General features: G+C 46.7%; 29 protein-coding genes, 1 tRNA gene and 1 pseudogene. 27 read left to right on the top strand and 4 right to left on the bottom strand.

Annotation, left to right across the window (positions count from 1 at the left end; all coding sequences use genetic code 11):
* Window positions 1-146: 146 nt before the first annotated feature.
* Together NYE37_RS10155 and NYE37_RS10150 are read right to left on the bottom strand one after the other, a co-directional pair.
* Entirely contained in the window at window positions 147-881 is a 735-nt protein-coding gene (locus NYE37_RS10155) for an arginase family protein (RefSeq protein ID WP_062842924.1), read from the bottom strand.
* A gap of 124 nt (window positions 882-1,005) precedes the next feature.
* On the bottom strand, window positions 1,006-1,851 hold the full coding sequence (locus NYE37_RS10150; protein ID WP_340711965.1) for a DUF6612 family protein: 846 nt from the start codon (window positions 1,849-1,851) through the stop codon (window positions 1,006-1,008).
* A 224-nt stretch (window positions 1,852-2,075) separates the two neighbouring features.
* Between NYE37_RS10150 and NYE37_RS10145 the strand changes: the two genes are divergently transcribed.
* The 3 genes from NYE37_RS10145 (at window position 2,076) to NYE37_RS10135 (ending at window position 4,713) form a co-directional block, all read left to right on the top strand.
* Window positions 2,076-2,666, top strand: coding sequence for a class I SAM-dependent methyltransferase (locus NYE37_RS10145; RefSeq protein ID WP_340711964.1), 591 nt, complete (start codon window positions 2,076-2,078; stop codon window positions 2,664-2,666).
* 157 nt (window positions 2,667-2,823) lie between these two features.
* Window positions 2,824-3,645: a hydroxyethylthiazole kinase gene (gene thiM / locus NYE37_RS10140; protein ID WP_082240577.1), complete on the top strand. Its 822-nt coding sequence runs from the start codon at window positions 2,824-2,826 to the stop codon at window positions 3,643-3,645.
* Window positions 3,646-3,708: 63 nt separating this feature from the next.
* Window positions 3,709-4,713, top strand: a complete 1,005-nt coding sequence (locus NYE37_RS10135; protein ID WP_198050931.1) for an LLM class flavin-dependent oxidoreductase — start codon at window positions 3,709-3,711, stop codon at window positions 4,711-4,713.
* 34 nt (window positions 4,714-4,747) lie between these two features.
* Here NYE37_RS10135 and NYE37_RS10130 read toward each other — a convergent pair whose 3' ends face one another.
* On the bottom strand, window positions 4,748-5,338 hold the full coding sequence (locus tag NYE37_RS10130; protein WP_181731875.1) for a superoxide dismutase family protein: 591 nt from the start codon (window positions 5,336-5,338) through the stop codon (window positions 4,748-4,750).
* A gap of 141 nt (window positions 5,339-5,479) precedes the next feature.
* On the opposite strand from NYE37_RS10130, the gene rraA reads away from it, so the two are divergent.
* From rraA to NYE37_RS10075, 11 genes and pseudogenes are all read left to right on the top strand, one after another.
* Window positions 5,480-5,956, top strand: a complete 477-nt coding sequence (rraA, locus tag NYE37_RS10125) for a ribonuclease E activity regulator RraA (protein WP_037993650.1) — start codon at window positions 5,480-5,482, stop codon at window positions 5,954-5,956.
* 211 nt (window positions 5,957-6,167) lie between these two features.
* Window positions 6,168-6,530, top strand: a complete 363-nt coding sequence (locus NYE37_RS10120; RefSeq protein WP_198050929.1) for a hypothetical protein — start codon at window positions 6,168-6,170, stop codon at window positions 6,528-6,530.
* Window positions 6,531-6,923: 393 nt separating this feature from the next.
* Window positions 6,924-7,136 carry a hypothetical protein gene (locus NYE37_RS10115; protein WP_165489699.1) on the top strand — a complete coding sequence of 71 codons (213 nt, stop codon included), beginning with the start codon at window positions 6,924-6,926 and terminating at the stop codon, window positions 7,134-7,136.
* Window positions 7,096-8,094 (top strand): protein-L-isoaspartate O-methyltransferase family protein, encoded by a 999-nt coding sequence (locus NYE37_RS10110; protein ID WP_340711963.1) that lies wholly within the window; start codon window positions 7,096-7,098, stop codon window positions 8,092-8,094. Before NYE37_RS10115 ends, NYE37_RS10110 begins: the two co-directional genes overlap by 41 nt.
* A 152-nt stretch (window positions 8,095-8,246) precedes the next feature.
* Window positions 8,247-8,660 (top strand): GNAT family N-acetyltransferase, encoded by a 414-nt coding sequence (locus tag NYE37_RS10105; RefSeq protein WP_037993642.1) that lies wholly within the window; start codon window positions 8,247-8,249, stop codon window positions 8,658-8,660.
* Window positions 8,653-9,646: pseudogene (locus NYE37_RS10100) on the top strand (RNA-guided endonuclease TnpB family protein). Before NYE37_RS10105 ends, NYE37_RS10100 begins: the two are co-directional and overlap by 8 nt.
* 449 nt (window positions 9,647-10,095) lie before the next feature.
* Window positions 10,096-11,841: a B12-binding domain-containing radical SAM protein gene (locus NYE37_RS10095; RefSeq protein ID WP_340711962.1), complete on the top strand. Its 1,746-nt coding sequence runs from the start codon at window positions 10,096-10,098 to the stop codon at window positions 11,839-11,841.
* 133 nt (window positions 11,842-11,974) lie between these two features.
* On the top strand, window positions 11,975-12,805 hold the full coding sequence (locus tag NYE37_RS10090) for a YitT family protein (RefSeq protein ID WP_049719868.1): 831 nt from the start codon (window positions 11,975-11,977) through the stop codon (window positions 12,803-12,805).
* Window positions 12,806-12,885: 80 nt separating this feature from the next.
* Window positions 12,886-13,929, top strand: a complete 1,044-nt coding sequence (gene fni, locus NYE37_RS10085) for a type 2 isopentenyl-diphosphate Delta-isomerase (RefSeq protein WP_049719869.1) — start codon at window positions 12,886-12,888, stop codon at window positions 13,927-13,929.
* A 113-nt stretch (window positions 13,930-14,042) separates the two neighbouring features.
* On the top strand, window positions 14,043-14,495 hold the full coding sequence (locus tag NYE37_RS10080; protein ID WP_037993632.1) for a MarR family winged helix-turn-helix transcriptional regulator: 453 nt from the start codon (window positions 14,043-14,045) through the stop codon (window positions 14,493-14,495).
* A 172-nt stretch (window positions 14,496-14,667) separates the two neighbouring features.
* Window positions 14,668-15,669, top strand: coding sequence for a hypothetical protein (locus NYE37_RS10075; protein ID WP_037993631.1), 1,002 nt, complete (start codon window positions 14,668-14,670; stop codon window positions 15,667-15,669).
* Window positions 15,670-15,728: 59 nt separating this feature from the next.
* Here the strand turns inward: NYE37_RS10075 and speE are convergent, their stop codons facing one another.
* On the bottom strand, window positions 15,729-16,574 hold the full coding sequence (speE, locus tag NYE37_RS10070) for a polyamine aminopropyltransferase (RefSeq protein WP_037993630.1): 846 nt from the start codon (window positions 16,572-16,574) through the stop codon (window positions 15,729-15,731).
* Between the two features lie 163 nt (window positions 16,575-16,737).
* Here speE and NYE37_RS10065 point away from each other — a divergent pair, with 163 nt between their 5' ends.
* From NYE37_RS10065 to NYE37_RS10005, 13 genes are all read left to right on the top strand, one after another.
* On the top strand, window positions 16,738-17,187 hold the full coding sequence (locus tag NYE37_RS10065) for a MarR family winged helix-turn-helix transcriptional regulator (RefSeq protein ID WP_037993629.1): 450 nt from the start codon (window positions 16,738-16,740) through the stop codon (window positions 17,185-17,187).
* A gap of 117 nt (window positions 17,188-17,304) precedes the next feature.
* Entirely contained in the window at window positions 17,305-18,126 is an 822-nt protein-coding gene (racE, locus tag NYE37_RS10060; protein WP_037993627.1) for a glutamate racemase, read from the top strand.
* Window positions 18,127-18,207: 81 nt separating this feature from the next.
* Window positions 18,208-19,254, top strand: coding sequence for a GerMN domain-containing protein (locus NYE37_RS10055; protein WP_037993624.1), 1,047 nt, complete (start codon window positions 18,208-18,210; stop codon window positions 19,252-19,254).
* Window positions 19,255-19,365: 111 nt separating this feature from the next.
* The gene (gene rph / locus NYE37_RS10050; RefSeq protein WP_049719870.1) at window positions 19,366-20,136 is read left to right on the top strand and encodes a ribonuclease PH; all 771 of its coding nucleotides are present in this window, start codon (window positions 19,366-19,368) and stop codon (window positions 20,134-20,136) included.
* A 75-nt stretch (window positions 20,137-20,211) separates the two neighbouring features.
* On the top strand, window positions 20,212-20,835 hold the full coding sequence (locus tag NYE37_RS10045; RefSeq protein ID WP_037993622.1) for an XTP/dITP diphosphatase: 624 nt from the start codon (window positions 20,212-20,214) through the stop codon (window positions 20,833-20,835).
* Between the two features lie 14 nt (window positions 20,836-20,849).
* The gene (locus NYE37_RS10040) at window positions 20,850-21,353 is read left to right on the top strand and encodes a metallophosphoesterase family protein (RefSeq protein ID WP_037993619.1); all 504 of its coding nucleotides are present in this window, start codon (window positions 20,850-20,852) and stop codon (window positions 21,351-21,353) included.
* A 112-nt stretch (window positions 21,354-21,465) separates the two neighbouring features.
* Window positions 21,466-21,542: transfer RNA gene (locus NYE37_RS10035), tRNA-Arg, on the top strand.
* Between the two features lie 648 nt (window positions 21,543-22,190).
* On the top strand, window positions 22,191-22,568 hold the full coding sequence (locus NYE37_RS10030) for a hypothetical protein (RefSeq protein ID WP_037993618.1): 378 nt from the start codon (window positions 22,191-22,193) through the stop codon (window positions 22,566-22,568).
* A 436-nt stretch (window positions 22,569-23,004) separates the two neighbouring features.
* Window positions 23,005-23,415 (top strand): topology modulation protein, encoded by a 411-nt coding sequence (locus tag NYE37_RS10025; protein WP_309485135.1) that lies wholly within the window; start codon window positions 23,005-23,007, stop codon window positions 23,413-23,415.
* 148 nt (window positions 23,416-23,563) lie between these two features.
* The gene (locus tag NYE37_RS10020) at window positions 23,564-23,938 is read left to right on the top strand and encodes an SMI1/KNR4 family protein (protein WP_037993617.1); all 375 of its coding nucleotides are present in this window, start codon (window positions 23,564-23,566) and stop codon (window positions 23,936-23,938) included.
* Window positions 23,939-23,968: 30 nt separating this feature from the next.
* Window positions 23,969-24,493, top strand: coding sequence for an Imm6 family immunity protein (locus tag NYE37_RS10015; protein ID WP_037993615.1), 525 nt, complete (start codon window positions 23,969-23,971; stop codon window positions 24,491-24,493).
* A gap of 143 nt (window positions 24,494-24,636) precedes the next feature.
* Window positions 24,637-25,134, top strand: coding sequence for an SMI1/KNR4 family protein (locus tag NYE37_RS10010; RefSeq protein WP_037993612.1), 498 nt, complete (start codon window positions 24,637-24,639; stop codon window positions 25,132-25,134).
* 131 nt (window positions 25,135-25,265) lie between these two features.
* A complete protein-coding gene (locus NYE37_RS10005) occupies window positions 25,266-25,784 on the top strand; it encodes an Imm6 family immunity protein (protein WP_037993611.1) in 519 nt (172 codons plus the stop codon).
* Window positions 25,785-25,851: the final 67 nt, after the last annotated feature.

Raw genomic sequence — 25,851 nt, 5'->3', positions numbered from 1 at the left:
GACCACAAGAAACAACCACTGATCACGCCTTCCGATTGGCCGTTGCCGAAACCGTTGGCCAAAATGCAGAAAGCAGCTTGAGCGGGGATGATGAGGAATCAATAAAAAAAGCGCCCGGCCATCAATGGTCCGGGCGCTTTTCAGCTTTAAGAGGACAAGATTTGCTGAAGGATGGATAAATTGGCTGTTTCATTTCGTTTCAGTTCGTTGCGGTGAGACCAAACTTCAGCCGGGGAAACGGGAAGTTCACCACAGACATCCACACCGAGTACTTTTTTCCGGCGGATGAGGCGGCCAAGAGCCTCGAGCAAATCCGACAACCGCATGTTTCCCTGGTCCCAGTTCGTAATTGCGTCGGCACGGTCCAGGACATCTTTGTCAATACTGATATAGATATCCTCGGTTGGAATGGCCGATACGAGTTGATCCCATTGCCGGTTCAGCCACAAAACGATTTTGTTTTTCAACCGGGACGGAAACGCTTTGGACTTTGAACAGGTCCCTACCAAAAAAACCTTTTGGAGAAAAGGCAAATTTCCGAGCGCTTCCGCGACCCAGGAACCACAAGAAAGCAACTTGCTTCCTGTAAGCGGCTGGCTGTCGGTATGGTTGTCAAAAAGGACAAGAGTAAACGGTTGACGGAATTTTTGTAAAAACAAATAGGTGACATAGTGATGATTCCCGTTCCCGATAAAGGTGATGCCCCGGCCGGTTTTTTCAGGAATCCGTTCCGTTAACTTTTGCCATGCTTGTCCGGAACAATAGAGGTTGGTTCCGGGGATATCTTGAAGTTCAATCCATTCATTGGCGACACGGGAAAGTTGAGGTTGTTCCTGATACGTATTGTCAAAATTTAAAAGCGTGACTTCTCTCAGTTCCATCAATATCATTTCCTTTCTGAATAAAAAAGAAATGAAGTACAGAACCAAGTGAAAGTTGTATACCCTTCCGGACGGGGATCCAAACATCAATGACGAAAAAACCAACCGCAAAGCGGTTGGTTTTTTAAATTTGTCTGGCGCTGTTTTTTATATCAGCGGGCACTTCGATTTTACCGTTGTACTCACCTTTTAAATTCATTTCCATTTGTTGTTCCAGTTTCAAGGTATCTTGGTCATTGGTAACCAGGATATGCATTTCTTGCAGGGTCTTGGTTTGTTTGAAGTTGTTTTTGTCGATATAAATCTTTTGATTCAATTTCTCAAACTTCATATTTTGCAATTTGGACGGGTCGAAGCCCGAGCTTTGCAGGCCTCGGATGACTTGATCTTTCATCATGCTCTCAAAGGTTTGACCGTCTTGTTTCAAGGCCGTAAAATCAATGGACAGAACGTATTGGTTGCCTTCTTCATTTAAGGAAACGCCGGCGGGAAGAGCATTTCCACCCAATTTTTCAAACAGTTGCTCCACCTGTTTGATGCCTGACATCGGATCCTGGGAGGCATCCATGGCGGAGGTGTCCACGGTGGTTTTCACCCAACCCATTTGCGGGATTTTGTTGTAAAGGGAGTTGTCGGCAAGGAACATCTCAATTTCTTCCGACGCACCGCTGGATTCGGTTTTTCCTTTTAAGTGTAAGGCCACCGGATTCATGGTGACATCAATGGTGGAAGTGTTGCGGGTTTTGATGGCTTGCGACACATCGCCGGAGGCTACCGTAATGGTTTGATTCGTTTTGACATCGTATGTATGCCCGCCTTTTTCCATGGTTTGCATGGATTTATCAATCACTTGGGTGGGAGTGAGTTTGGGTTGATCTGCGGCCGTTTCGTTTTCTTTGCCGCCGCAACCCGTCAAGAGAAGGGCCCCCGAAAGGGTCATGACTGAAAATAATTTCCACAAACTTCGCATAACACTTTGACTCCTTTGCTTCCGTAATCTGTGTAATATTTTAGCATAAATTAAATTTTTTAGATATAATAATTATGTCTGAAACGTAAAATTTAAAAAATATTTGCAATAAAATGAAATATTTCGTGATGGAAAAAGAAGCAAAAATTGACGCATTTTTTATTTTACCCGGATAAGGCGAAAATTGCAAACAATTGTTCGTTTGCGAAGAAAGGGGAATGAAGATGCCGGATCATGACGTGATTTATCAAGAACAAGCTTCCATGTATGACCGGTTGATTTCCAAACAAAAAAGCGTGATCCCTTTTCTTGAAAAAATCCATTCAGGAAAAGGAGCCGATATTGTGGACATAGAGGCCGGGACCGGAAGGCTGACCGTGCCGCTGGCAAAAGTTGCCCGCAGTATCGTGGCCTTGGATGAATCAGCCGGGATGCTGGCTGTGACGGCAGAAAAGCTGAAAGCGGAGGGCCTAGATCATTGGCAGGTGCAGGTGGCCGATCATCGCCGCCTTCCGATGGAAGATGACCAAGCCGATTTGGTGGTGGCCGGATGGAGCATCTGTTATCTGGCCAGTTCCAATCATCCGACATGGAGAAAAAATTTAAGCCAAATCATCGGGGAGATCCGGCGTGTCTTGAAACCGGGGGGGGGACCGTCGTCATTTTTGAAACGATGGGAACCGCCACGGAAGAACCGGATCCTCCGGATTTTTTACGCCGGTATTACCGGGCTCTGGAAGAAGAATACGGTTTTTCCCATTCGGTCAACCGCACTGATTACACATTCCGGGATCTGGACGAAGCGGAAGAATTGACACGCTTTTTCTTTGGCGGTGAAGTGGCGGACAAAGTGAGAAAAAACGGCTGGGTGCAAGTGCCCGAATGGGCGGGCGTATGGTGGCGGTCATGGTGAGCCGGTGATACGGAATCAAGGGTTTCGTGATAAAATAAACATAGTCTGTTCATGAAGGGATGAGTTGCATGGAAATGATCGACGCAGATCTGTTAAACAGGATCCGCAGCCAAAAACCCTTGATTCACAATATCACCAACGTGGTGGTGACGGCATTTACAGCTAACGGGTTGCTTGCATTGGGAGCGTCCCCTGTCATGGCTTATGCCAAGGAAGAGGTGGCTGACATGGCCAAGCTCTCGCAAGCGCTCGTTTTAAATATCGGCACGCTTCAAACCGACGTGGTGGAAGCCATGATCATTGCCGGCAAATCAGCCAACCGGCACGGGGTTCCGGTCATCTTTGACCCCGTTGGCGTGGGCAGCACCCCCTACCGGCTGGAAATGGCGCAAAAAATTTTGTCGGAAGTAAACGTTTCGGTGATCCGGGGAAACGCCGGGGAGATTTCCGGATTGACCGGTCAGACCGGATTGACCAAAGGCGTGGATGCGCAGGAGGAAGAAACCGCCGGTTTGGTGGAAAATGCAGCCGCATGTGCAAAATCCTTCAAAGCGGTGGTGGCAATGACCGGCAAGGAAGATCTCATCACGGACGGATCCACTCATTATTTGGTGCAAAACGGCCATCCTTTATTGATGAAAGTAACCGGCACGGGTTGCCTGCTTTCTTCTGTATTGGGAGCCTTTACCGCAGTGGGGGCAAACCATTTACAGGCCGTCGTCACCGGTGTCGCCGCCTATGGGGTGGCAGGCGAATTGGCGGCTGAAGAAACAGGAGAAAAGGGCCCCGGATCTTTCCAAACGGCCTTTTTGGATCAACTGCATTGGGTTACTGACAAAGATTTGCAATCAATGGCCCGGGTGCAAAAGGTCAATCCGTAGCAGAACACACCCTGCAACAGTCTCCGTCCGGAGATGAACCACCAATGGAAAGGATGTCCGTTTATGTTATTAAGTGTTTTGGACCAATCCCCGATCCCTGAGGGGAAAAATGCCGTGGAAGCTTTGGCGGATACGACCCGGTTTGCCCAAGAAACCGAAAAAATGGGTTATCATCGCTTTTGGGTGTCCGAACACCACTTTACCCAAAGCTTGGCCGGATCGAGCCCGGAAGTTTTGATCAGCCATTTGGCGGCCAAAACTTCCCGCATGCGGATCGGTTCCGGAGGCGTGATGCTTCCGCACTACAGCCCGTATAAAGTGGCAGAAAATTTCAAGGTGTTGGAGGCACTTTATCCCAACCGGATTGACTTGGGGGTGGGAAGAGCACCGGGTGGCATGCCGCTGGCGACCCGCGCCCTGCAGGAAGGCAAGGAAACGTTGGGACATGACACATATCCGGAGCAATTGAAAGACCTGATCATTTATCTGTATGATTTGGCGGAGGAAAATGAAAAGTTCCCCGGCCTGTTGGCCACCCCGCAAATCGAAACGGCTCCGGAACTGTGGTTGTTGGGCTCCAGCGGGGGCAGTGCGTCGCTGGCTGCCGAATACGGGGCAGGTTATTCGTTTGCCCAGTTTATCAACGGAGCCGGCGGGGAAGAAGTGACCCGCTATTACCGCGAGCATTTCCGACCTTCCCGGATCAACCAAAAACCGCGGACAATGGTCTCCATTTTTGCGGTGTGCGGCGAAACGGAGGAAGAAGCGGAAAAACTGGCTAGCTCGCTCGATTTGTCCTTGCTCTTGATTGAGAAAGGAGAAGCCCGGGGCGGAATTCCTTCTGTGGAAACGGCATTAAATTATCCCTATGACGCGTTTGACCGGTTCCGCATCAAAGAAAACCGCAAACGGGTGGTTGTTGGCGATCCCGCTCATGTCAAGGAAAAAATTCTCCGGCTGAGCGAAGCGTATCAAGCCGATGAGGTGATGCTGGTTTCCATCATGCATGACTTTGAAGCCAAGCTGAAATCTTACCGGTTGATCGCCGAAGCGTTTGGCATGATCTGAAAAACAGAAGGCAGGGCACTCACCGCCCTGCCTGTTATTTTGTTTCTTCGATGACACCGCAAGCGATCCGGTCCCCGGCATTTCCGGCAGGATCCGACTTCAGGTCATCGGCTTTTTCATGAATCACCAGGGCGGTTCCCCCGCTTTTCAGCAGCGAATGGGATGCTTCCGGATTCAGCGTCACGCCGTCCACAGTCAAGGTGACATCCACTTTTCCGTCCGGATTCACGGTGATGTTGTCCAAATCCCCGGCATGGGCTCCTTCCGGGTTTTCTTTTCCGTGTTTTTTGCCTTTCGGATTAAAATGTCCGCCGGCCGATTCGAAATCCGGCGCTTCGCATTGGCCGGTTTCATGGATATGGAAGCCATGTTCGCCGGGAGCCAGGTGATTTGCCGTGAGATGAATTCGCACGCCATGTTCATCCTCTGTGATTCTCGCTTGTCCCACGGAATGGCCCTCACCATTGGTCAGATTGGCCACCGCTTTAAGCAGAGGGGTTCCTTCCGGCGTTTTTTCTTTCGTTGCATGGGGATCCCCGGGAGCCGTGGCATCTTCGCTCGGGGAGCATCCCAAGCTTCCCGCCGTCAGCAACACGAGCATGGAAAAAAGAGACAAGAAGCGCATGGTGGCATTCCTCCTGAAAGCTGAATTTCCCTCATTATTTAAACAATTTATATATTTGTCAAGGATTTCCGGGAAAGAAAGGGAAGGGGACTCGTTTGGATCGGATATTTTTATATAATAGAACTGAAAGGAGGATAAGTGGTGAAAACAGCGGATTTATGCGATCATTATTCGTCACTGGGTGTGTGCGAAAACATTTTTTTGAATTTTGGAAAGAAAAAGCGGTTTAACGGCCCGATTCATACGGTGAAAGTGTTTGAAGACAATGTGCTGGTCAAAGAAGCTTTACAAACTGTTCCCTCCGGCGCCGTGTTGGTCGTCGACGGCGGAGGTTCCAACCGCTGTGCATTGATGGGGGACCGGCTGGCAACGATCGCCGTGGAACGGAATCTGGCCGGCGTCATCATCAACGGTTGCATTCGCGATTCAGCCGAAATCAATGAAATGGATCTCGGCGTGCGGGCCCTAGGCACCTGCCCCGTCAAAAGCAAGAAAGAAGGAAAAGGCAAGCGGGACATCACCGTCTCCTTCGCCGGCGTTCACTGGAAACCAGGCTGGTATGCTTACGCCGATGAAGATGGCATTGTGCTCTCGGACAAGCCCTTGACCTTGGACTGAAAAATGGTCGTCGACCCCCGGCGGAAAAGAAATCCCGGGGGTCAAATGATACGGAATATTCCTTCAATATTCTCAAGGTGATTGAAAAAACTTAATATGTCTTCCTTGTCATTTCAGAAGGATTGACCGCAAAAAACAAAGGATCCGGTTGCCTTGGGGCTTCCTTTCAGTTTTTGATTGCGGAAAAATGGTCTCAGAGGAGGGAGAAATCATGCAAGGGAAACGATCCGATCGTCTTTGGCTGGGAATTTGCGCTGTCATCATTATCTTTTCAGGTGTTTTGAAAGCAATGAACAACGGGATGGATGCTCTTTTGCCCTTGTCATTGGGGGTGTCTGTTGTTCTTTATGTATTTTCTAATCTGGATATCAGAAAGAATGATGAAAGAACTCAGTTGATCAAAGGCAAGAGTGGATTTTTGGCTTATGCAATCGGTCTGATCAGTGTCGGGGTTGTGTATGCTTCTTCAAGAGCGAATCTTATTGATACCGAATCCGGTGTTTTGATTGCATTGTCCATTTTTATGATTTCTTATCCCTTGTGTTTGTTTGTGTACAGCCGCTTGAATGAATGAGTGGCAAAGATACCTCTGGTTCAATTCTGAAATCCATCGGCTTTTCTTTTCCTGTGTTCTTTAAATTCAAACAGTTTGACGAAAATGTAGACCAGCAAAGCGGAGATCGTTGAGTAATAAAAAGGAAGAAAATTCGGGCTGTCCTCCATTTGCAAATTTACTTTAAACATCCATTGGTCAGCAATAAAACCGAAGAAGAGATATGACAGCAATGCGATTCCATGTTTCCACGGGTTCTGAACTGAATGCAAAAGCCGGTCGGTTACATAAGAGACTGCCAGTCCGTAAGTAAAGATTCCGCAACCGCCATATATAAAAGAGAAAACGAACATTGTTTCAACCGTCGAACTGTCTAAAGCAGGATCATCGATGATACCGAGAAACATATAATATATGGCAAATAACAAAGTGGCAAAAAATAATGCCAACAACCTTTTTCCGAAACTGATCATGGGAATCTCCTTTGTATTTTATACAAAAATTATATTAAAAATATATAATATTAACAATATAAATGAAAAGGCTCTTCCTGATCTTGGACGTGAAAAGGAGGAAGAAGAAGATTATGCCGACGATCCCGGAAGTGTTTCAGCGCGTAAATCGTGAAAAGTTTATACGCAAGGAGGACGGGAGCCTGATCCCGCAGATTTCATCTGATGGCGCGATCCGTGGCAGTCTTGAATTATTGGATGTCCAAAAAGGACAGCGGGTGCTGGAGATCGGTACGGGTTCCGCGTACAGCACGGCATTGATCGCCTTACTTGCCGGGCCCGACGGCAAGGTTGTCTCTTTGGATATTGAGCCGAAACTCACCCGACGTGCACGCCGGATGTTTGAAGACCAAAATTTGCATCAGGTGCAATTTGAAACCCGGGACGGGCGCAACGGTTGGGAAGCGGGTTCCCCATATGACCGGATTGTGGCTTGGACAACCCCGGATCTTCTTCCTGAAGCGTGGAAACATCAATTGAAAGAAGGCGGTTGGGTGGTAACGCCATTTAAAGTGCTTCCAATTGCGGACACCAATGTTGTGGTTCGACTGATCAAAAGAAACGGGAAACTGAAAGGGGAAAATGTCATTCCGGGTTCGTACATTGCCATGACGGAAAGAACACCGGAAGAGTTTTTCGGACCTTGGATTCATGCCCATTGGTCGGGAGAAGGAGAGAATCCGTGGTGGGTCAGTTCCTCTTGGATGGAAAGACCGGTTGATTCTGACTGGGTCTGTCACTTCCTCTATCTCAATCCAACAACTCCTCCTTTTCCGGAAGTTGGCGACGAGCTTCGGGCATTCTTGCTGGCAGTAAATCCCGATGGTCTGACAACGGCAGAGCGATCGGATGGAAGCTATATCGGATACAGCAGTCCGGAAGGATTTGCATTGCTTTCCCTCCGGGATTCTCAATGGATCACAACGGACGAAAGGCATGCACATGTTCTAATCCGTTGGAGGGAATCGTGGATCCGGAAAAAACGTCCATCCTACAGCCGGATCAAAGCCCGGGTGGTTGGAAAACGAGTCCGGGTTGAACTGAAAAAGGAACCGGAGCCAAAGGAAATTTAGGCTATTCAATTTTGCCGTTCTTGTGCTTCTGAACGTGTAAACCAAACATTAAAATACTGTTTTTTCCATGGAGTCATAAAGCCTTATGAACTAACAAAAATAATTGATGTCATAACTATATTCGGAATTTAGTAAAGAGAGGGAATTTAACAATGTTAATTACATTAAAAGATGATTTGCCAAACAGTAAGCAATTTTTTGACCTGTACCAAACGACGGGATGGAAACATCCATTTACTAAAGAGCGTTTATTTCAGGCAATATCAAACAGCTGGTATTCTGTTTCAGCTTACAAAGAAGACGAGCTGGTCGGATTTGGAAGAGTGATATCTGATGGAGTTTATCAAGCCCTGATCTGCGACTTGATTGTAAGTTCAAAATATCAAGGAAAAGGGATCGGAACCCGTATTCTATGCAGGCTTTTAGATCAGTGTAAAGAAAATGACATCCTTTTGGTGATGCTATTTAGTGCCAAAGGAAAGTTCAGCTATTATGAAAGATTTGGTTTTGTTCAACACAGTCCTGACGCACCAGGAATGATATGGGATAAAACAAAATATGTCTGATACGTCTCCGTATAAACACCAAACCAAGAATATCGGGCTACTTGTTCACCCAGAGGTGAGCAAAGCAACCAGTAAGATTTTCAAAGAGTTTTCTCATGGGAAATTTCCGTCTGCTGTAGTGAACCAGACGATTCGGGAAGTCAAGTCAAAAAAGAAAAAGCAAAACGCGAAATCATTCAAAAAGCTATGGTGTTGCTTCAACAATCAGAACCTCAAGATGGAAAAGGTTGGAGACTTCTATACGGTTTCCTTTCCAACTTTGGAAAAGCGGATCGGTGTACCCGTTGTAGCCCGTCCTTATCAGCAAGCATGGTTAGAGAGAATCCTAAACGGAACCGTCAAACAGGGTGCCAGCGAGCTATACAGGAAAAAAGGAATGGTATATCGCCATTCCAATCACTTTTGAAGTAGAACAACGGAAACTAAAGTCATGGGAGTTGATCTGGGACTGAGATACATAGCTGTCGCCAGTGTTGGAACAAAATCATTATTCTTCAAAGGAAATCAAGTTGCTTTTGTTCGTAGACTTTTTGCGGCTAGACGAAGAAAGCTAGGTAAACTGAAAAAACTTTCCGCCATCAAAAAATCAAAAGATAAAGAGTCTCGTTGGATGAAAGATCAGAACCATAAAATCAGCCGTCAAATCGTAGATTTCGCATTGACCAACGGTGTTGGTATCATTCGAATGGAAGATTTGACGGAGATTTGAAATCGGGCAAAGTCTAAAAAAGAAGCTGGTAGAAACCTTCATTCATGGGCTTTCTATCAGCTACAGAAAATGATTAAGTACAAAGCAGAAATGGTAGGGTATCTGCTTTGAATTAGTTAAACCGGACTACACCAGTCAAACTTGTAAATGTGGTCATCGTGAAAAAGCGAATCGAATTGGCATCCAGTTCAGATGCAAAAAGTGTGGTTATACCTGCCATGCTGATCTGAATGGAGCAATTAATATAGCTAAAGCCCATTCTGGGTTAGTAGCCTAGCGTACTGGTAACAGGTACGCCGCCCATGTGGGTACACTCTAACCACATGGGACGGGGTGATGACACACCCCTGAACTTGGGCGTTGTCCAAAACGGAAACGGACTACGGACGCTAACGACCCAAGAATCCCACGGCTTCAGCCGTGTGGAGTGTCAATATGGGAGAATCATTTGTTGGACTTGGACGAAAACGGTATATTGATATAGAAAAACCCCCTGGATGGGCCGGTTGTTTGGGGAAAGGGCATTGATTTGAGAAAATGGAAGATTTGCAGAATCGGGGTTTGGTCATACAATCCGCTTCCGGACATCAAGCCGGTTGGCGGTTTTTTTGTTTGGCGGGAAAGGAACGCGGCGGGAGGGCTTTTTGTCTGTTTCTGTGGTATTCTGTTTAGGATAGAGAAGATGAAATGGAAAACAGAATATGAATTCAGAAGAGGTTGATGAAGATGAAAGTGGTATTGGCGACGTTAAATGCAAAGTACATTCATACATCTTTGGCGTTGCGGTATTTAAAAGCGTACAGCGGCCGGGAATTTGATGTGGAGATCGCGGAGTATACGATCAAGGATCCGGCGATGAATGTGGTTTCGGATCTGTTTCAACGCCGGCCGGATGTGATCGGTTTTTCATGTTACATATGGAATATTGAAGAGACCATCCCGATTTTGGATATGATAAAAAAGATCATGCCTCAGACAAAGATTGTGCTGGGCGGTCCGGAAGTGTCGTATGACACCCGTGAATGGATGGACCGGTTGCCGCAAGTGGATTTTATTGTGATGGGGGAAGGGGAAGCGACGTTTCATCACTTGCTGAAGGAGATCAGCGCAGAAGAGCGGTATGATCAGGTGTTGGGCGTGGCTTACCGCCAAGGGGAAGAAGTGATTCTCAATCCGCCGCGGCCCAAGTTGGACTTGAATGAGATCCCGACTCCGCACCGGTTTCCGGAAGATCTGCCCGATTTGTCCAAACGGGTGATTTATTTCGAGACGAGCCGGGGATGTCCGTTTAATTGCCAGTTTTGCTTGTCCAGCATTGAAGTGGGGGTCCGGTATTTTGATATCGAACGGACGAAGGCGGACCTCATGTACTTGATTGAAAACGGGGCAAAGCTGATCAAATTTGTGGACCGGACGTTTAATATCAAGCGGGATTATGCGCTGGAGATTTTCCGGTTTCTCATTGACCATCACCAAGGGTGTGTGTTCCAGTTCGAGATCACGGCAGATATCATGCGGCCGGAAGTGTTGCAATTTTTGACGGAAAATGCGCCTCCGGGGATTTTCCGCTTTGAAATCGGGGTTCAATCGACGAACGACCCGACCAACTTGGCGGTGAAACGGAGACAAAACTTCTCCAAACTGTCGCGCACGGTGAACATGATCAAAGAAAGCGGCAAGATTGCCCAGCACCTGGATTTGATCGCCGGATTGCCCCATGAAGATTATGACACGTTTAAAAAGACATTTAATGATGTATTTGCCCTGCGGCCGGAAGAATTGCAACTGGGCTTTTTGAAAATGTTGAGGGGAACGGGACTTCGCATCCAGGCTGATCAGTATGAGTATGTTTACATGGAGCGGGCACCTTATGAGATCTTGGGCAACAAGGACCTTTCCTTTGCCGACATTGTCCGCATCAAGCGCGTGGAGGATGTGTTGGAAAAGTATTGGAATGCGCATCGCATGGACCACACCTTGAACTATTTGATTGAGCACGAGTTTCCTTCTGCCTTTGACTTTTTCCAGGAGTTTGGCGACTACTGGGAGGAGCAGGGATGGCAACGAATCGGGCATCAGTTGGAAGATCTCTTTTTGCGTCTGGTTTCCTTTCTGAAAAGCAGGGGCACTTCACAGCCGGATGTGATTTTGGGGTTGATGAAGTATGACTATTATCTCAATCATCGTCACCGTCCGCGCAAAGTATGGTGGGACTGGACACTGAGCAAGGAGGAACAAGCCGCTTATTTGAAAATGGCGTTGAAATCGCCGGAGAAAGTCTCGGGAGATTTCGGGGAGCAACCGGTGAGCGAAAGGCAGTTGTTCAAGCATGCGGTGATCGAGTCGGTGCCGTTTGATTTGGAAAGATACCGTAAGACCGGCGAAATCCTCTTGAAAAAACAATTGATGATCGCTTATTATGAACCGGGAAAACCGGTGAAGATTTATACCATGGATCCGGACAATGACTAAGCCCTTTCTCCTCTTTGGAGAAAAGGGTTTGTTTTTATCAGGAAAATTGAAGAATAGGATATCTTCCGGAGAAAGATGATGTTATACTAGATGGCTGTGAATATCAGAAAACAGAAAGTGAAAGTGATGCGAAATGGTTTTGCGAATGGTGATTATTGTCCTTTCTTCCATCTTGATTGCCTTTGCATGGAATGTGTTTTTGTTGCCGCATAAGATTTTAAGCAGCGGCGTTTCCGGGATCGCCATGATTATCAGTTTGTTGACGCCGATCAACACCGGGGTCATCAACTTTGCGTTGAATCTTCCTTTGCTTCTGCTCGGATACATGAAGCTGGGGAAAAAGTTCATCATCAATACGATTCTTTCGGTTGTCGTCACCTCGGTGGCCTTGTGGTTGATTCCCGTTGAACCAATTTCCAGCGACCCGATCATGTCCTCGCTGTTCGGGGGCGTGCTCGCCGGCATCGGTACCGGATTTATCTTTCGTTCATCCGGTTCCACCGGGGGATTGGATATCATTGTCTTTTTGCTGACCCGAAAAAAAGAGATTTCTTTGGGGACGCTCACCTTTACCATGAATGCGGTGATCGTGTTTGTTTCAGGGTTTCTGTTTGACTGGGACACGGCTCTTTACACCATGTTGTCCATTTTTGCCACCGGTAAAGTGATTGACATGATTCATACCAAACATTTGAAAGTCACCTTGATGATTATCACTAGCAAAGGTGAGGAAATCCGGAAAAGCCTGATTTCCAGATTGGTGCGGGGAATCACGATTGTCGACGGGGAGGGAGCCTACACCCGGGAAAAACGGAAAGTCTTGTTCATGATTATTTCCCGCTACCAACTGGCGGAAGTGAAAAGGGTGATTATGGAAAACGATCCCAAAGCGTTTGTCAATATCATGGAAACCGTGGAAGTGATGGGATATTTCCACCGGGATTTCAATGAAGAAAATGGTTAAAAAACGTTGAACTTTGCATGAAGCCAGTAAGACTTGCGTTAAACTATAGTTGGAATTGCCTGTGAGGAAAGGATTGCGTTATGAAGTCGAAGTCTCGGGTGCAGAAACGAAAGAACGAACATATCGAAATCGTGCTGAATGAAAATGTGACCAGCCGGCAAGTGACCACCGGATTGGAACATTACCGCTTTGTTCATCAGGCGTTGCCGGAGCTGGATTTTCGTGAAATTGATCTTTCCTGTACCTTTTTGGGGAAACCTTTGAAGGCCCCGCTTTTCATCAGTTCGATGACCGGCGGGACCGAAGAAACGGGGGAGATTAACCGCATGTTGGCCATTGCGGCCCAGGAGTGCGGGTGGGCGATGGCGCTGGGATCAATGCGTGTGATTCTGGATCGGCCGGCGGTGGAACACACCTTTCAAGTCCGGCGCCATGCCCCGGATATTCCGGTGATTGCCAATATCGGAGCCGTGCAATTGAATCACGGGGTCGGGGAAGAAGAATGTTACCGTTTTGTGGAGACAGCGGAAGCCGATGCGCTGGTTTTGCACTTGAATTCGATGCAAGAAGTGTTTCAGCCGGAGGGGGACGTCAATTTCAAAGGCATCCTCCGGAAAATTGAAAAGCTGTGCCGGCGCGTTTCATTTCCCATCGGTGTCAAGGAAGTGGGTTGGGGAATCAACGGCGAATTGGTCAAAACCCTGTTTGATTGCGGTGTACAGTTTGTGGATGTGGCCGGAGCGGGAGGCACTTCGTGGAGTCAGGTGGAAAAACACCGGACCACCCCCTTGTTGAAAAATGCGGCGCAAGCTTTTGAAAATTGGGGAATTCCGACGGCGGAATGTGTGATCGAAGCGCGGAGTGCGGCTCCTTCCGGAACGATCCTTGCCAGCGGCGGATTGAAAAACGGGGTGGATGCCGCGAAGGCGATCGCGTTGGGAGCAGATCTGGCCGGATTTGGACGTTCGCTTTTGCCCTATGCGGCCGATAACCGGCAGGATATGTTGATCGACCGGCTCCGGCAGGTGATGATGGAAATGAAAATCGCCATGTTTGGAGCAGGCATCGGTTCCGTTAAGGAACTTTCCCGGACCGACCGGCTGTTATTTCATGCATGGCAGTGATCGCGGTGTAATCGCTTCCGTTCAGGTTGACAACGGGCCGGTGGTTAATATTTAATAAAATTAAATATTAACTTTCCTAACCAATGGGAATGAGATGGAAAGCGGGGAGACGGATGACATTTGATCACGAGAACATTATTACCAACATTCAAATGAAACAATATGCCATTACCCGGAGAATCGGACAGCATATCACCACGGCGTTATCCGAAATCGGTTTGACCCGGGCGCAGTTTCATATATTGAATTATATCGGATCGAGCGACCGATGCCGGGCGACCGACATTGCAAACATGATGGAGGTCAAGCCCAGTGCGGTGACGTTGATGATAGACCGTTTGGAAGCCCACCAGTGGGTAAGGCGCTCCCAGGATGCTTTTGACCGTCGTGTGGTTGTCATTGAACTGACGGAAGAAGGAAAAAATATATTGTCCAAAGCGAAAAAAATCAGTGAAGAAGTGGTGAAACATTATTTGTCCAATTTGTCCCAAGACGATTTGATCCGCTTGTTGGAAATTTATGAAAAACTGGAGAGAATTGTAAACGACGAAAAACGGGCGGAATAAATTTTTTCGGAAAATGTTGAAGGGTCTATCACTGCAAAAAGACGCCAAAATGCCAGTAAAAAAAGAGAAAAATCCCCCTTAAAAAAGATCAGAAATGGAGGGCGGATTTGTCAAATGGCGAAAGTTGTGTATTCAATACAATTCAAGGATATTGATAAAAAGGATGATCTTTATGCAGCTACCCGGCTGGTTGCAAAGCTGGAAATGGGATCAGCGTTGGCAGGAAACGGGATTTGAGTTTTTGGATGAAGCTGCTTTTTTGGATGAGCTGGCACAGTTCATGGATCGGGAAGCTGATTTGATCGTTTTTGCCGAAGCAAAGGATCTGAGTATTCCCCGCGGTATTGTGCTTGCCTATCAACCTTTGGTGGAACATCAAATTTTTGCAATCTTTCAAGGATGTGTTTCACATCCGTTGGCCATTCCGGCCGATTTGGATGAAGTCCGTCGCTTTTCAGATTATTATTTGTCGCCGGGTTGGCAAATGGAGCAAATGCGCTTGCCTCATCACACGATCCCGCGAGTTTGGAGAGGAACCAGCCAGCGGCAGTTGACACCGCTGACGGAGGAGCGTTTGAAATGGTCTTCTTTTTACATAGGCGTCGGCCATTACGAACATGAAATGGTTGACTTGGAAAACAGCGCGGCGTTCAATCCTTTTTTGCGCACCGACCGGATGGTGACGGCCACTGCGGACGGAGGGCAGTGGTCGCAATGGTACACGAATTACTCCGGTTCCATTTTCTCCTTGTACCGCATCCCGATGGAGGATCAATGGGGCATTTTTTATCTGTTTGTCCACTACAGGCCGTGCCCATACCTGGAAGGGAAGAGGCAAATTTTAAACGAACTGGTGTCGGAGGAGAAACCTGCCGGCAAATTGCCGGTGGATGTTCCCTTTGATGTAGTTCTGGCCCTGAATCATTTCCCTTTTTATCAGCTCTTTACCATTGAAGAGTTAAAAGAAGAGGCATTAAACGGCAATTATGAATGGTTTATTCATTTGCTCGGATACTTGGATTGCCCCTTGGTCAAACGGGAAATCGGGGATCTGGAGCAAGTGTTTGCCGATTTTGCCGATTGCCGCCACGAAAAAATCCGGCGCGAAGTGACGGCACTTGCGCACCTTCACGGTTGGCGCAATTTATTGAATCAATTGCAGGAAAACGATTAAGCAAAATCCCTCCTTTAAACAGGAGGGATTTTTTTATCTCTGAAGAAGTGCATTTTACTTTAATCGTGTTTTAAAAAGGCCGGCACGTCAAAACAGGTTGTCAGAATTGAATGATTGACGTATTTGGTGTCTTTTTCGAAGCGGTTCACAAACACTTGATCATATTTTTTGGAGCCCAGGGTGAAGCTCCAGAAGCCGCCCGGATAGGTGGGAACCGTTGCCGTGTATACTTTGACCGCCGGATACAGATCCCGGATGTGGCGGATGGTTTGGTTCATGACGGAGCGGTGAAACAGCGGGGACTGGCTTTGGCACACCATCAATCCGTCTTCTTTTAAAGCCCGGTGAATGTTTTCATAAAAGCTCTTTTCAAAAAGCGCTTTGGCGGGGCCCACGGGGTCGGAGGAGTCCACGATGATCACATCGTAGTGATCCTGGATGTTTTCCACATGTTTGATCCCGTCATTAAAAATAAAGTTCACCCGGCGATCGGAAAGGTTTCCGGAAACCGCCGGCAGGTATTTTTTGCAGGCATCCACCACCAGCTCGTCAATTTCCACCATGTCAATTTCTTTGACATTTTCATATTTGCATACTTCCCTGGCGGCTCCGCAGTCCCCGCCCCCGATGATCAACACGCGCTCGGGATTCGGGTGGATGGAAAGCGGAATGTGGGTGATCATTTCATTATAAATGTGGCCGTCCAGGGAAGTGGTTTGCACCACGCCGTCCAAAACGAGCATGCGCCCGAAATCATATGAATCCAAAATCATGACATGTTGAAAAGGGGATTTCTCCGAAAATACAACTTCTTTAATCCGGTAACTTACCTTCATGTTTTCCCGTTCATCTTCGATCAGCCATAAATCCCCGTTTTTTTCTTGCAGAAATGGTGTTTGGTTCAACCGTCCAACCTCCTTGAAACATATGTTACCGAGACACCATTTTATCAGATGTGTCATTGTTTTGCAGTTTTTTGTTTACTGGATTTGGTTTGTCAAGGAGTATAATTTTATATATACTTTTTTGATAAGGGTATGATGAAAGTTTGGAATAAAGGAGAGACTTATGGAAAAGAAAAAACCGGTCTCTTACGAGCGATTTGCAGAAATAGAATTTTTATTGCGGGAAATCAGTGTGATTGTCAAAAGAAAAGGAAGGGAAATCCTGGACCGGTTTCCGGTGACCCCTCCCCAGTTTTCCGCTTTGTTGTTGCTTCAGGAAAACGGGGATTTAACCATCGGGGAATTGAGCCAAAAAATGTTTTTGGCTTGCAGTACGATGACCGATTTGATTGACCGGATGGAGAAAAACAAAGTGGTGGAACGGATAAGGGATGAACGTGATCGGCGCGTGGTGCGGATCCGTTTATTGGATAAAGGGAGCAAAATCATTGAAGAAGTATTGGCAGCCCGTCGGCAGTACTTGTCTGACATTCTCTCGCATTTGTCATCCGAAGAGACAGAGCAAATTCAGAAACATTTATCCGTTTTGTATCATGAAATGAAAAAAGATTGAGGTTTTCCTCCATTCATGCACCGAATGGAGGTTTTTGTTGCCCGTGTTCCAATTCTTGGAAAAAACAATATGATAACATATCCGGTTGAGACAGAGGGATAGGAGTTGGATTTTTGTATGATGCAGCAAACCAGAGACCGGGCCATCGGCATCCTTGACTCCGGAGTCGGCGGGTTGACCGTTGCCCGTGAAGTGATGCGGCAGTTGCCCCGGGAAACCATTTATTATGTGGGGGATACCAAACGCTGTCCATATGGCCCCCGAAGCAAAGAAGAAGTCCGGAGATTTACCATGGGCATTGTCCGGTTTTTGATGAGTCATCCGATCAAAGCGATTTTGATCGCGTGCAACACCGCAACCGCCGCAGCGCTGGATTTGGTGAGAGAACAGGTGGACATTCCGGTTCTGGGAGTGATTGATCCCGGGGCGCGGGCGGCCATTAAAGCGACGAAAAACCAAACGATTGGCGTGATCGGCACGCAGGGAACGATTCAAAGCGGGGCTTATGAACAGGCTCTGCGCAAAATCCATCCCGACTTGACCATTCACAGTCTGGCTTGTCCGGCCTTTGTGCCGTTGGTGGAAAGCGGGTATCGCCATACCGCTTTGGCCGATGACATTGTTGCCGACACGTTGTCCCCGCTCAGAAATACTTCGATGGATACCCTGATTCTCGGATGCACGCATTATCCCCTTTTGGCGGATTCCATCCGAAAAGCAGTGAGCGAATCGGTTTCCATCATCAGTTCGGCGGAAGAGACCGCGGTGGAGTTAAGCACAATTTTGCAGCATCAACAATTGCTGTCGGATCAGCATTCCCCCGAACACCGTTTCTTTACGACGGGGTCGACGGAAAGCTTTTCGAAGATCGCCGAAGACTGGTTCGGTTTTCCGGTCAAGGTGGAACAAGTGGAGCTTTATTTCCCTTCAGTGGGATAAAATTTTGTCCCGGAAAGTGCTAAATTCCCCCCATGCCCGTATACATGTAATAAATGACTTGTCCTTGGGGGGAGATTGTTCATGGATCAAAGATTCATACGCTCAGCCGTCTTTCTATTATTCATTCCTTTGCTGGTGACCGGATGCATGTTCGGACCGGGAAAAGAATCCACCAAGCCCATAGACCCGCCCCCGGCCAATGCCAATTTGGACAACGCGACGCCGGTGGGGGCCGGCCAGGAAAAGAAAGATGACAAACAGGAAAAGACGACCGGAGTCGAACTTTATTTCAAAACGAATAACGGCCACGTCGCGCCTTATACCTTGAATCTTCCGGCTTCCACAGGGATTGCCAAAGAAGTGTTAAAGTTCATGGTGAAGGAAGGGCCGGGAGTATCCATGTTGCCGGAAGGGTTGACTCCGATTTTGCCCAAAGGTACGCAGGTGAAGGCGTTAAATATTTCAGACGGGGTTGCAACCATTGACTTTTCAAAGGAATTTTTGAACTACAAAGAGGATGAAGAAGAAGATTTGTTAAGTGCCGTGACTTGGACGTTGACGGGTTTTTCCACCATTGATGAGGTGAATATCTGGGTCGATGGGAAACCGCTTGCGGTCATGCCGAAGAAAAAGACACCGGCTCAAGGTTTGACCCGCAAAGACGGGATCAATCTGGAGGTGGCCGAAGGAACGGACCTGACACGGAGCATGCCGGTCATCCTGTATTTCATGGGGCAATTGCCCAATAACGAGATTTACTATGTACCGGTGACCCGGATGGTCAGTCCATCAGACCAAATCGGCGAAACGGTGATGAATGAGCTGATCAAAGGGCCGCAATATGATTCCGGTTTGAGTGCGGCGCTGGACAACACCCTGGCGGTGAATAAAGTTCAGGTCAAAGGCAAGGTGGTTTCGGCGGACCTGGGAGAGCAACTGTTACAGTACGGAAAAAACACCGCTTCCAAAGACGCCATCCAAACGATCGTGTTGTCCTTGACGGAAAACACCGATGCGGATAAAGTGCAATTGACCGTGAACGGAAAACAAAGCGTTGCCGTGGAAGGGGAAGGAACCGTCAGCCAGCCCGTGGCCCGGCCGGTCTTTGTCAATCCAAATAAATCCTGATGCAGGTGCAAAAGGAATGAGTCAAATTTCATTCCTTTTTTCTTTTCTCATTCGGAATTTGGGATAAGGGTATGCTATACTAAAGGAACTTGGCACAGGAGGGAAGCATCATTGAGAACCGATGGACGCGCAAATCATGAACTAAGAAAAGTGGAAATGCAGCGAGGCTTTATCAAGACGGCGGAAGGTTCCGTTTACATAACTGTGGGGGATACCCGGGTCATTTGCACGGCGACGGTGGAAGAAAGAGTCCCCCCTTTTTTGAGAAATTCCGGTAAAGGGTGGATTACCGCGGAGTATTCGATGTTGCCGAGAGCAACCCATCAACGGACCGTTCGCGAATCCAGCCGGGGGAAAGTCAGCGGCCGGACGATGGAAATCCAGCGCCTGATTGGAAGGGCGCTCCGTTCCGTTGTGGATTTATCCGCCATCGGTGAAAGAACCCTGTGGATCGACTGCGACGTGATCCAGGCGGATGGCGGAACCCGTACCGCGGCGATTACCGGAGCGTTTGTTGCCATGGTGGATGCACTGGCTCCCATGGTGAAAAACGGTGTTTTAAAAGAGATGCCGGTCAAAGACTTTTTGGCTGCGACCAGTGTGGGGATCGTCGGGGAAGAAGTGCTCTTGGATCTTTGTTATGAAGAAGACTCCTCCGCCATTGTGGATATGAATATAGTCATGACGGGTCTCGGCAAATATGTGGAAATCCAGGGAACCGGCGAAGAATCTCCTTTTTCGGGCGACCAGCTTTTCCAACTCTTAGAGCTGGCCAAAAAAGGAACGTCTGAATTGATTCGCATGCAAAAAGAAATCTTGGGCAGCGACGCCGAACTGGTGGGGGAAACCGCTTCGGCGGAAAGTTCTTCGGCAACCAAATAATCAAAACGGGCCCATGAGCTTTTTTATTGTTCATGGGCTTTCCCATGAACCACTGAGAGGGAAAGGAAGAGAAAAATGAAAAGAAACTGGCCTTTTCCGTATATCATCATTGCGACGGGAAACCGAAACAAACTGGAACAATTCCGGGAACTGTTTTTGGAGCATTTGAACCTGGATGTCAAAGGGTTGAAAGACTTTCAAGATTTGCCCGGCATTGTGGAGGATCAGGATACTTTTGAAGGCAATGCCGTCAAAAAAGCGGAAACAATTTCCCGGCATTTGAATGCCCCGGTGGTTTCAGATGATTCCGGGCTGGTGGTTCCGGCGCTAAACGGGGAGCCTGGCGTTTATTCGGCCCGCTATGCGGGAGAAAATGCCACAGATGAAGAGAACAACCGGAAATTGCTGAAGCAAATGGAATCCATCCCGCAAGAGAAACGCCAGGCTTACTACGTTTGCGTCATGGCGCTGGCCGTGCCCGGTGAACCGACCAAAACCGTGGAAGGAACGTGCCACGGGGAGATCACCCGGGAGCCGAGAGGCGATCAAGGTTTCGGCTATGATCCGCTTTTTTATGTGCCTTCGCTTCACAAAACAATGGCGGAGCTGAGCAATCAAGAAAAATTCGCCATCAGTCACCGCGGGAAAGCCACTCGTCTGTTGATCGAAGAGATGAAGAACATGTATCATTTTTCATAAGGGGAGGAATGATGATGAAAGTGTTGATCATCAGCGATTCACACGGCCGGGCGAAACGGTTGAATGAAATCGTGGACCGGGTGAAAGCCGATCATGTGATCCATTGCGGAGATTTTTGCACCGGCCGATCGGAACTTCCCTCTGTGCCGTTGACTGTGGTGAGAGGCAATTGCGATTGGGAAGAAGTTTCCGAGGAAGAGGTCTTTGAAGCGGATTCCCTTCGCTTTTTTGTCACGCACGGCCACCGGTACCGGGTGAAAGAATCTTTGCTTCCCGTCAAATACCGGGCGCAGGAGGCGGGAGCGCAAATTGCTTGTTTCGGCCACTCCCACTTCCCGGTGTGTGAAGAAGAAGACGGCGTCTTGCTGATCAATCCCGGAAGCATCACGCAACCCCGGGGCTTTACTGTGCCGACCTATGCTGTTTTGGAGAAAAAAGACGGGAAGATCAAAGTGGTATTCTACCAAACCGATGGAACTCCGATTACCGAGCGGGGATTTGAAGGGGAATTGTCGTAACGATAATTCCTTTTCCTTTTGCCTGTTTTTTTCGCTGAAATAAAAAAAGTGGTTGACGGAAAGAATAATCTGTTGTAAAATATTTTGTGTCGTCACAGCGAATTAGAAAAATGTCCCAGTAGCTCAGCTGGATAGAGCAGCGGCCTTCTAAGCCGTCGGTCGGGAGTTCGAATCTCTCCTGGGACGCCAAAATGATCAAGGGAATACGTTTGCCCCTTCCCTATATGGACGGGGCAAACGTTTTTTTGTGTCTGTGAAGGGGAACCTGCCAACACGAAGCACAGACTTCTCCACTGTGATGAAAAACGGGCCCGGCTGACATTTCCAGGTTTTTAATATCCGGTATTGAATGGGTTATAATAAAAATATAAAGAAAATTATTAATTTTATTCACAATGCCGATCCGAGACCCGCCACAAACGGAAGGAGGCTTGAAAGATGGCGCCCCTTTGCCTTCGCTGTGGTGAACAAACATTGGGAAAGTCCCGGGACGGCTACGTGTATTGCAGCAACTGCGGATACGAAGAATACGACGGATGCGGGGAAGACGACGGTTGAACGGTTGGCGCCCGTCACGGGCGTTTTTTTATGCAGGAATCATAGCGGCTATAACGAATAAAATACCCGCACAATTGTAAGCGGGGGAGCGATGAACTTGCGTGCGGTGGATGCGTTCTTATAAGGGTACAAACCGGCCTTCTTGGAAATTCCCCTTGAAAGATGGAAAACGGGACACATGGAGTATTTGCTGGACAATTACCCGTATGTCGGGGATAAAGATTATGATTTGACCTTTTTACTTGTTCTTTCAAAACGAGCTGATTATTCCACGCAGAAGTGAAACGCAGCGGAACGCTATCCGCGAAAGAAGCCGACCGGATTTTGGGGACGATTTTGGGCTTCCCGCCGAAAGCCGTGGATTTTTACGTACGGATGATGGAAGAAGAGAGAAAAGGAAACATTGAAGAATATCGGCGGATGAGAGGACGGAAAATCGGGTTGATTTATTGCGGATGCAGCTTTGTCACCGATATAGAAGACTTCGAAATCAATGCACTCTGGTTGCTGGACAAATATCCGTATGAAGAAGCGAAAGAAGATGGAATGTACATACGGTTGGATGGAGAGAGAATACGGGTGCCAACCGAAAGCTGCCGCCAATTGGCGGAGTTTCACGAATCCATACGGAAAAAACGCGGTGCGGTGCTGGTATAACTGCCTTTTCAGGCTGTTATTTTTTTGTGTGCATGCAAAGCAAAGCCTGGCTGTTGTCAGCCGGATTCAGATGGTCTGTGCGTAAAACAGCGTTGTTTGCCGAATCATCTTTACAAAATGTGCGTTTTGTAACCTTTTATGCACATAAAAAACGAAAAGAAGCGCCGAAAAGAGCGAATCATTTTTGTTAGAGAGGTTTTTCGACGATCAAAGCGGAGGGAAGTGGCGCTGTCGTGTATCTTGCAAAGTGTGGTCTTGAACCGGAATGGCCGGTTCTGTGGCCGGAAACGGGAAAAGGGGGTGGCATGTGGTGAACCGCATTATGGTGATCGGGGTTTCATCCGGAGTTGGGAAATCGACGTTTGCGCGGAAATTAGGGCAAATCTTAAAGATCCGTGTTTATCATTTGGATGCTTTCTATTGAAAACCGGGCTGGGTGGAGTCTTCCCCGGAGGAGTTCGTCGCAGCTCAGCAAGAAATTGTGAACCAATGCCAATGGATTGTGGAAGGGAATTACAGTCGTACGTTTGAGATCCGGGCAGAACATGCGGATACAATAATCTATTTGGAACTGCCCCGATATCTGTGCCTGTTGCGTGTGATCAGGCGCTTTTTGGTGAACATGGGGAAAGCGCGGCGTATGGGAGAAGGGTGTCCGGAAAGATGGAATAAGGATTTCATAAAGTATGTATTTACCACTTATGATTCCCGCCGGAGAAAAATGATGGAGCGATTAGAAGCTTTTCAAAAATCCGGTGCTGGCAAAACGGTTGTCATCTTAAAGAGCAAACAAGCAATGCATCGTTTTCTGGAAAATATCAAAAGGCAGGAAGAGAGAAATAAGTAAGAAAAAATTGCACGGGAAATCCGAACTGAAAAAAGGGACAAAGAAAGGTCAAACAGTTATTTTAACAAAACAGTGTAAACAGCTTGCTATTCAGATTTCTGCAGAACCTCTGATCCAAATTTGAAAGCTTAGAGATGCACATTATGAAATGCAGAAAAGCAAGGTGCCTGCTGATAAGCAATCAATTGATCAGATAGAAAAAAATTTTGGGATTCAACTCCCTTCCGATTTCCGACAAATTGCAATTATTTCTCATGGAACCCAACCAAGTCCTGATACGATTGACTTTGGAGATCTAAAAAATCATCTTCTTCAAACCAAACAGAAAAACGAACCTCACGAATCGTTTTATTCAAAATTTCTCACTCTGTTAAAGTGGGATGTCAGTAAACGTCGTTTAAAAATATCTCTTGATGATTGTATCATCAGCAATGAAAGAAAGACAAAAGAGGACTATGAGATATTTCTTTACAACAAAAGATGGATTATCCTGGGGATGGTATATATATTCATAATCCTTTGAATATCATCCGGATTGGATCGAGGGGTCGTTATGAAATGGTATGATCATGTTAGTGAAGATGCAAAGGCGGCTTTTTATTTATCTTTAACAGAAAAAGTATTGGATAAAATCAGTCATTATGAATGGTTTCCTCATGTAAAAGAAACCATGAACATGTGTTGGGATTGGATTGAGGAAAAAGGATGGAGTGGACATGATCTTTATGAAAGGCTTGATGATGAAGAATCAGAAACAGGGTTATTTTCAATTCACATAAATGAAGTCGATGCTGGTTTAGATGACGATGAAGATGAACTTGCGTTTTTCTGTGTAATCGATGCAGTGGCCTACACGGTTTGGCAAGCCTGTAAGTATGAAGAGAAAGGCTATGTTCCGCAAGCAATTGAAGTTGTAAATGATGAATTTACAGACGGCGAATTTATGAGAAAAATTTGCCAGATTCATGATTACCAAGAAAAATGGGCTGAGCGGTTAAAACAATACCTGATAAAAAACCACCCGGCAGGCAGTGACAAGAAGATCCAAAGAGAAGAATTGTTGAGCTTGATTGCGTAAAAATCGGTTTCATGGATTTCTTTGAAAGCCCGCCCGGTCAAAAGGTGCGGGTTTTGTTTTTGTTAAAGGTGAAAGAAAAGTAACGTGTTTCCATAGGTTATCATTGAATGATTCGATTTCATTTTTTGGAGGTGATCAGAGCAATGAGCGACTTTTCTTTTTTGAAAAAATATGTCCTTCCATCCGTAAACGTTCAAGCACCACCAGAGTATAAACATGTATTTTATCCTCTGGATATATGTGAAGTGGAAGAAGCGGAACATAGACTCAATCGAACGTTTCCAAAAGAGTTAAGGGAATTTTATTTGCAAATTGGATATGGCTTTATGTGTATTCATCAGAAGACTTTTGATAACCGTATCATGGATTCCGATTCCCTTGCAGATTTGATCTTGGGTGAAGACATTTGGGAAGATTATGATCTGATGGAAGAGATCGGAGAACCGCATTTATTCCCGTTTTTTTTCTTGGGTAATGATGACTTGATTTTTTTCGATTTGAGTCAAGAGACAAGAGAAGGAATTCATCCGGCTGACTATGGAAGGGTGATCATTGCGGAATCCCTTGAAGATTTTTTACGTAAGTTAGATGCTAAAGAAAATTATTATATCAATGTTGTTGATGATAAATCGGGTTTTTGAAAGATTTTCCCCCATTATAAAAAATATAGTGGCACCTGATTGAACGATAGAATATCAAATGCTGAAAAGTTGATTCCGATTTTGCGGCCGATATTATGGAACAATGTAACGAACTTGGGAGGCAATAGAGTGTGGAGTGGTACAAAAAGGTAAATATGGATGCGAGAGCGGCTTATTTTTTAGCTTTATCTGAGAAAGTTTTAGATAAATTAACTAAATTTGATTGGTTTCCGGCAATAAGAAAGTCCATGGATTTGTGTTGGAAATGGATCGAGGAAAAAAAGTTAAGTGGACTCGACATGTATTTGGAGATAGACGATGAAGACGAGGGATTGTTTGTTGTCACGACTTTAACAGATCCGTTTTCAGGAAATTCTCAAGCAGAGTCAGCTTTTTGGTGTGTTCTGGATGCCGTATCATACACCATAAAACAAGCATATATCCTTGCTGGTGAGCAAAATGAAGTTCCGCAACCTATTGAACCGGTCAATGATGAAAATACGCCAAATGAATTTATGGAAGAAATAAAAAAAGTAAACAGCTACCAAGAAGAGTGGGCTGAGCGTTTAAAGGAATACCTGCTGAAACATTATCCGTCAGGCAGTGACAAGAAGATCCAAAGAGAAGAGTTGTTGAACTTGATTACATAAAAAGTTGTTTGGAAGTCCGTTTCCGTTGAAACAGGAGCGGGCTTTGGTTTTGTAAAAGATGGCAGCA

This window comes from Thermoactinomyces sp. FSL K6-2592, assembly GCF_038006465.1.
GTDB classification, from domain to species: domain Bacteria; phylum Bacillota; class Bacilli; order Thermoactinomycetales; family Thermoactinomycetaceae; genus Thermoactinomyces; species Thermoactinomyces vulgaris.
This window is presented reverse-complemented; position numbering and strand designations above follow the sequence as displayed.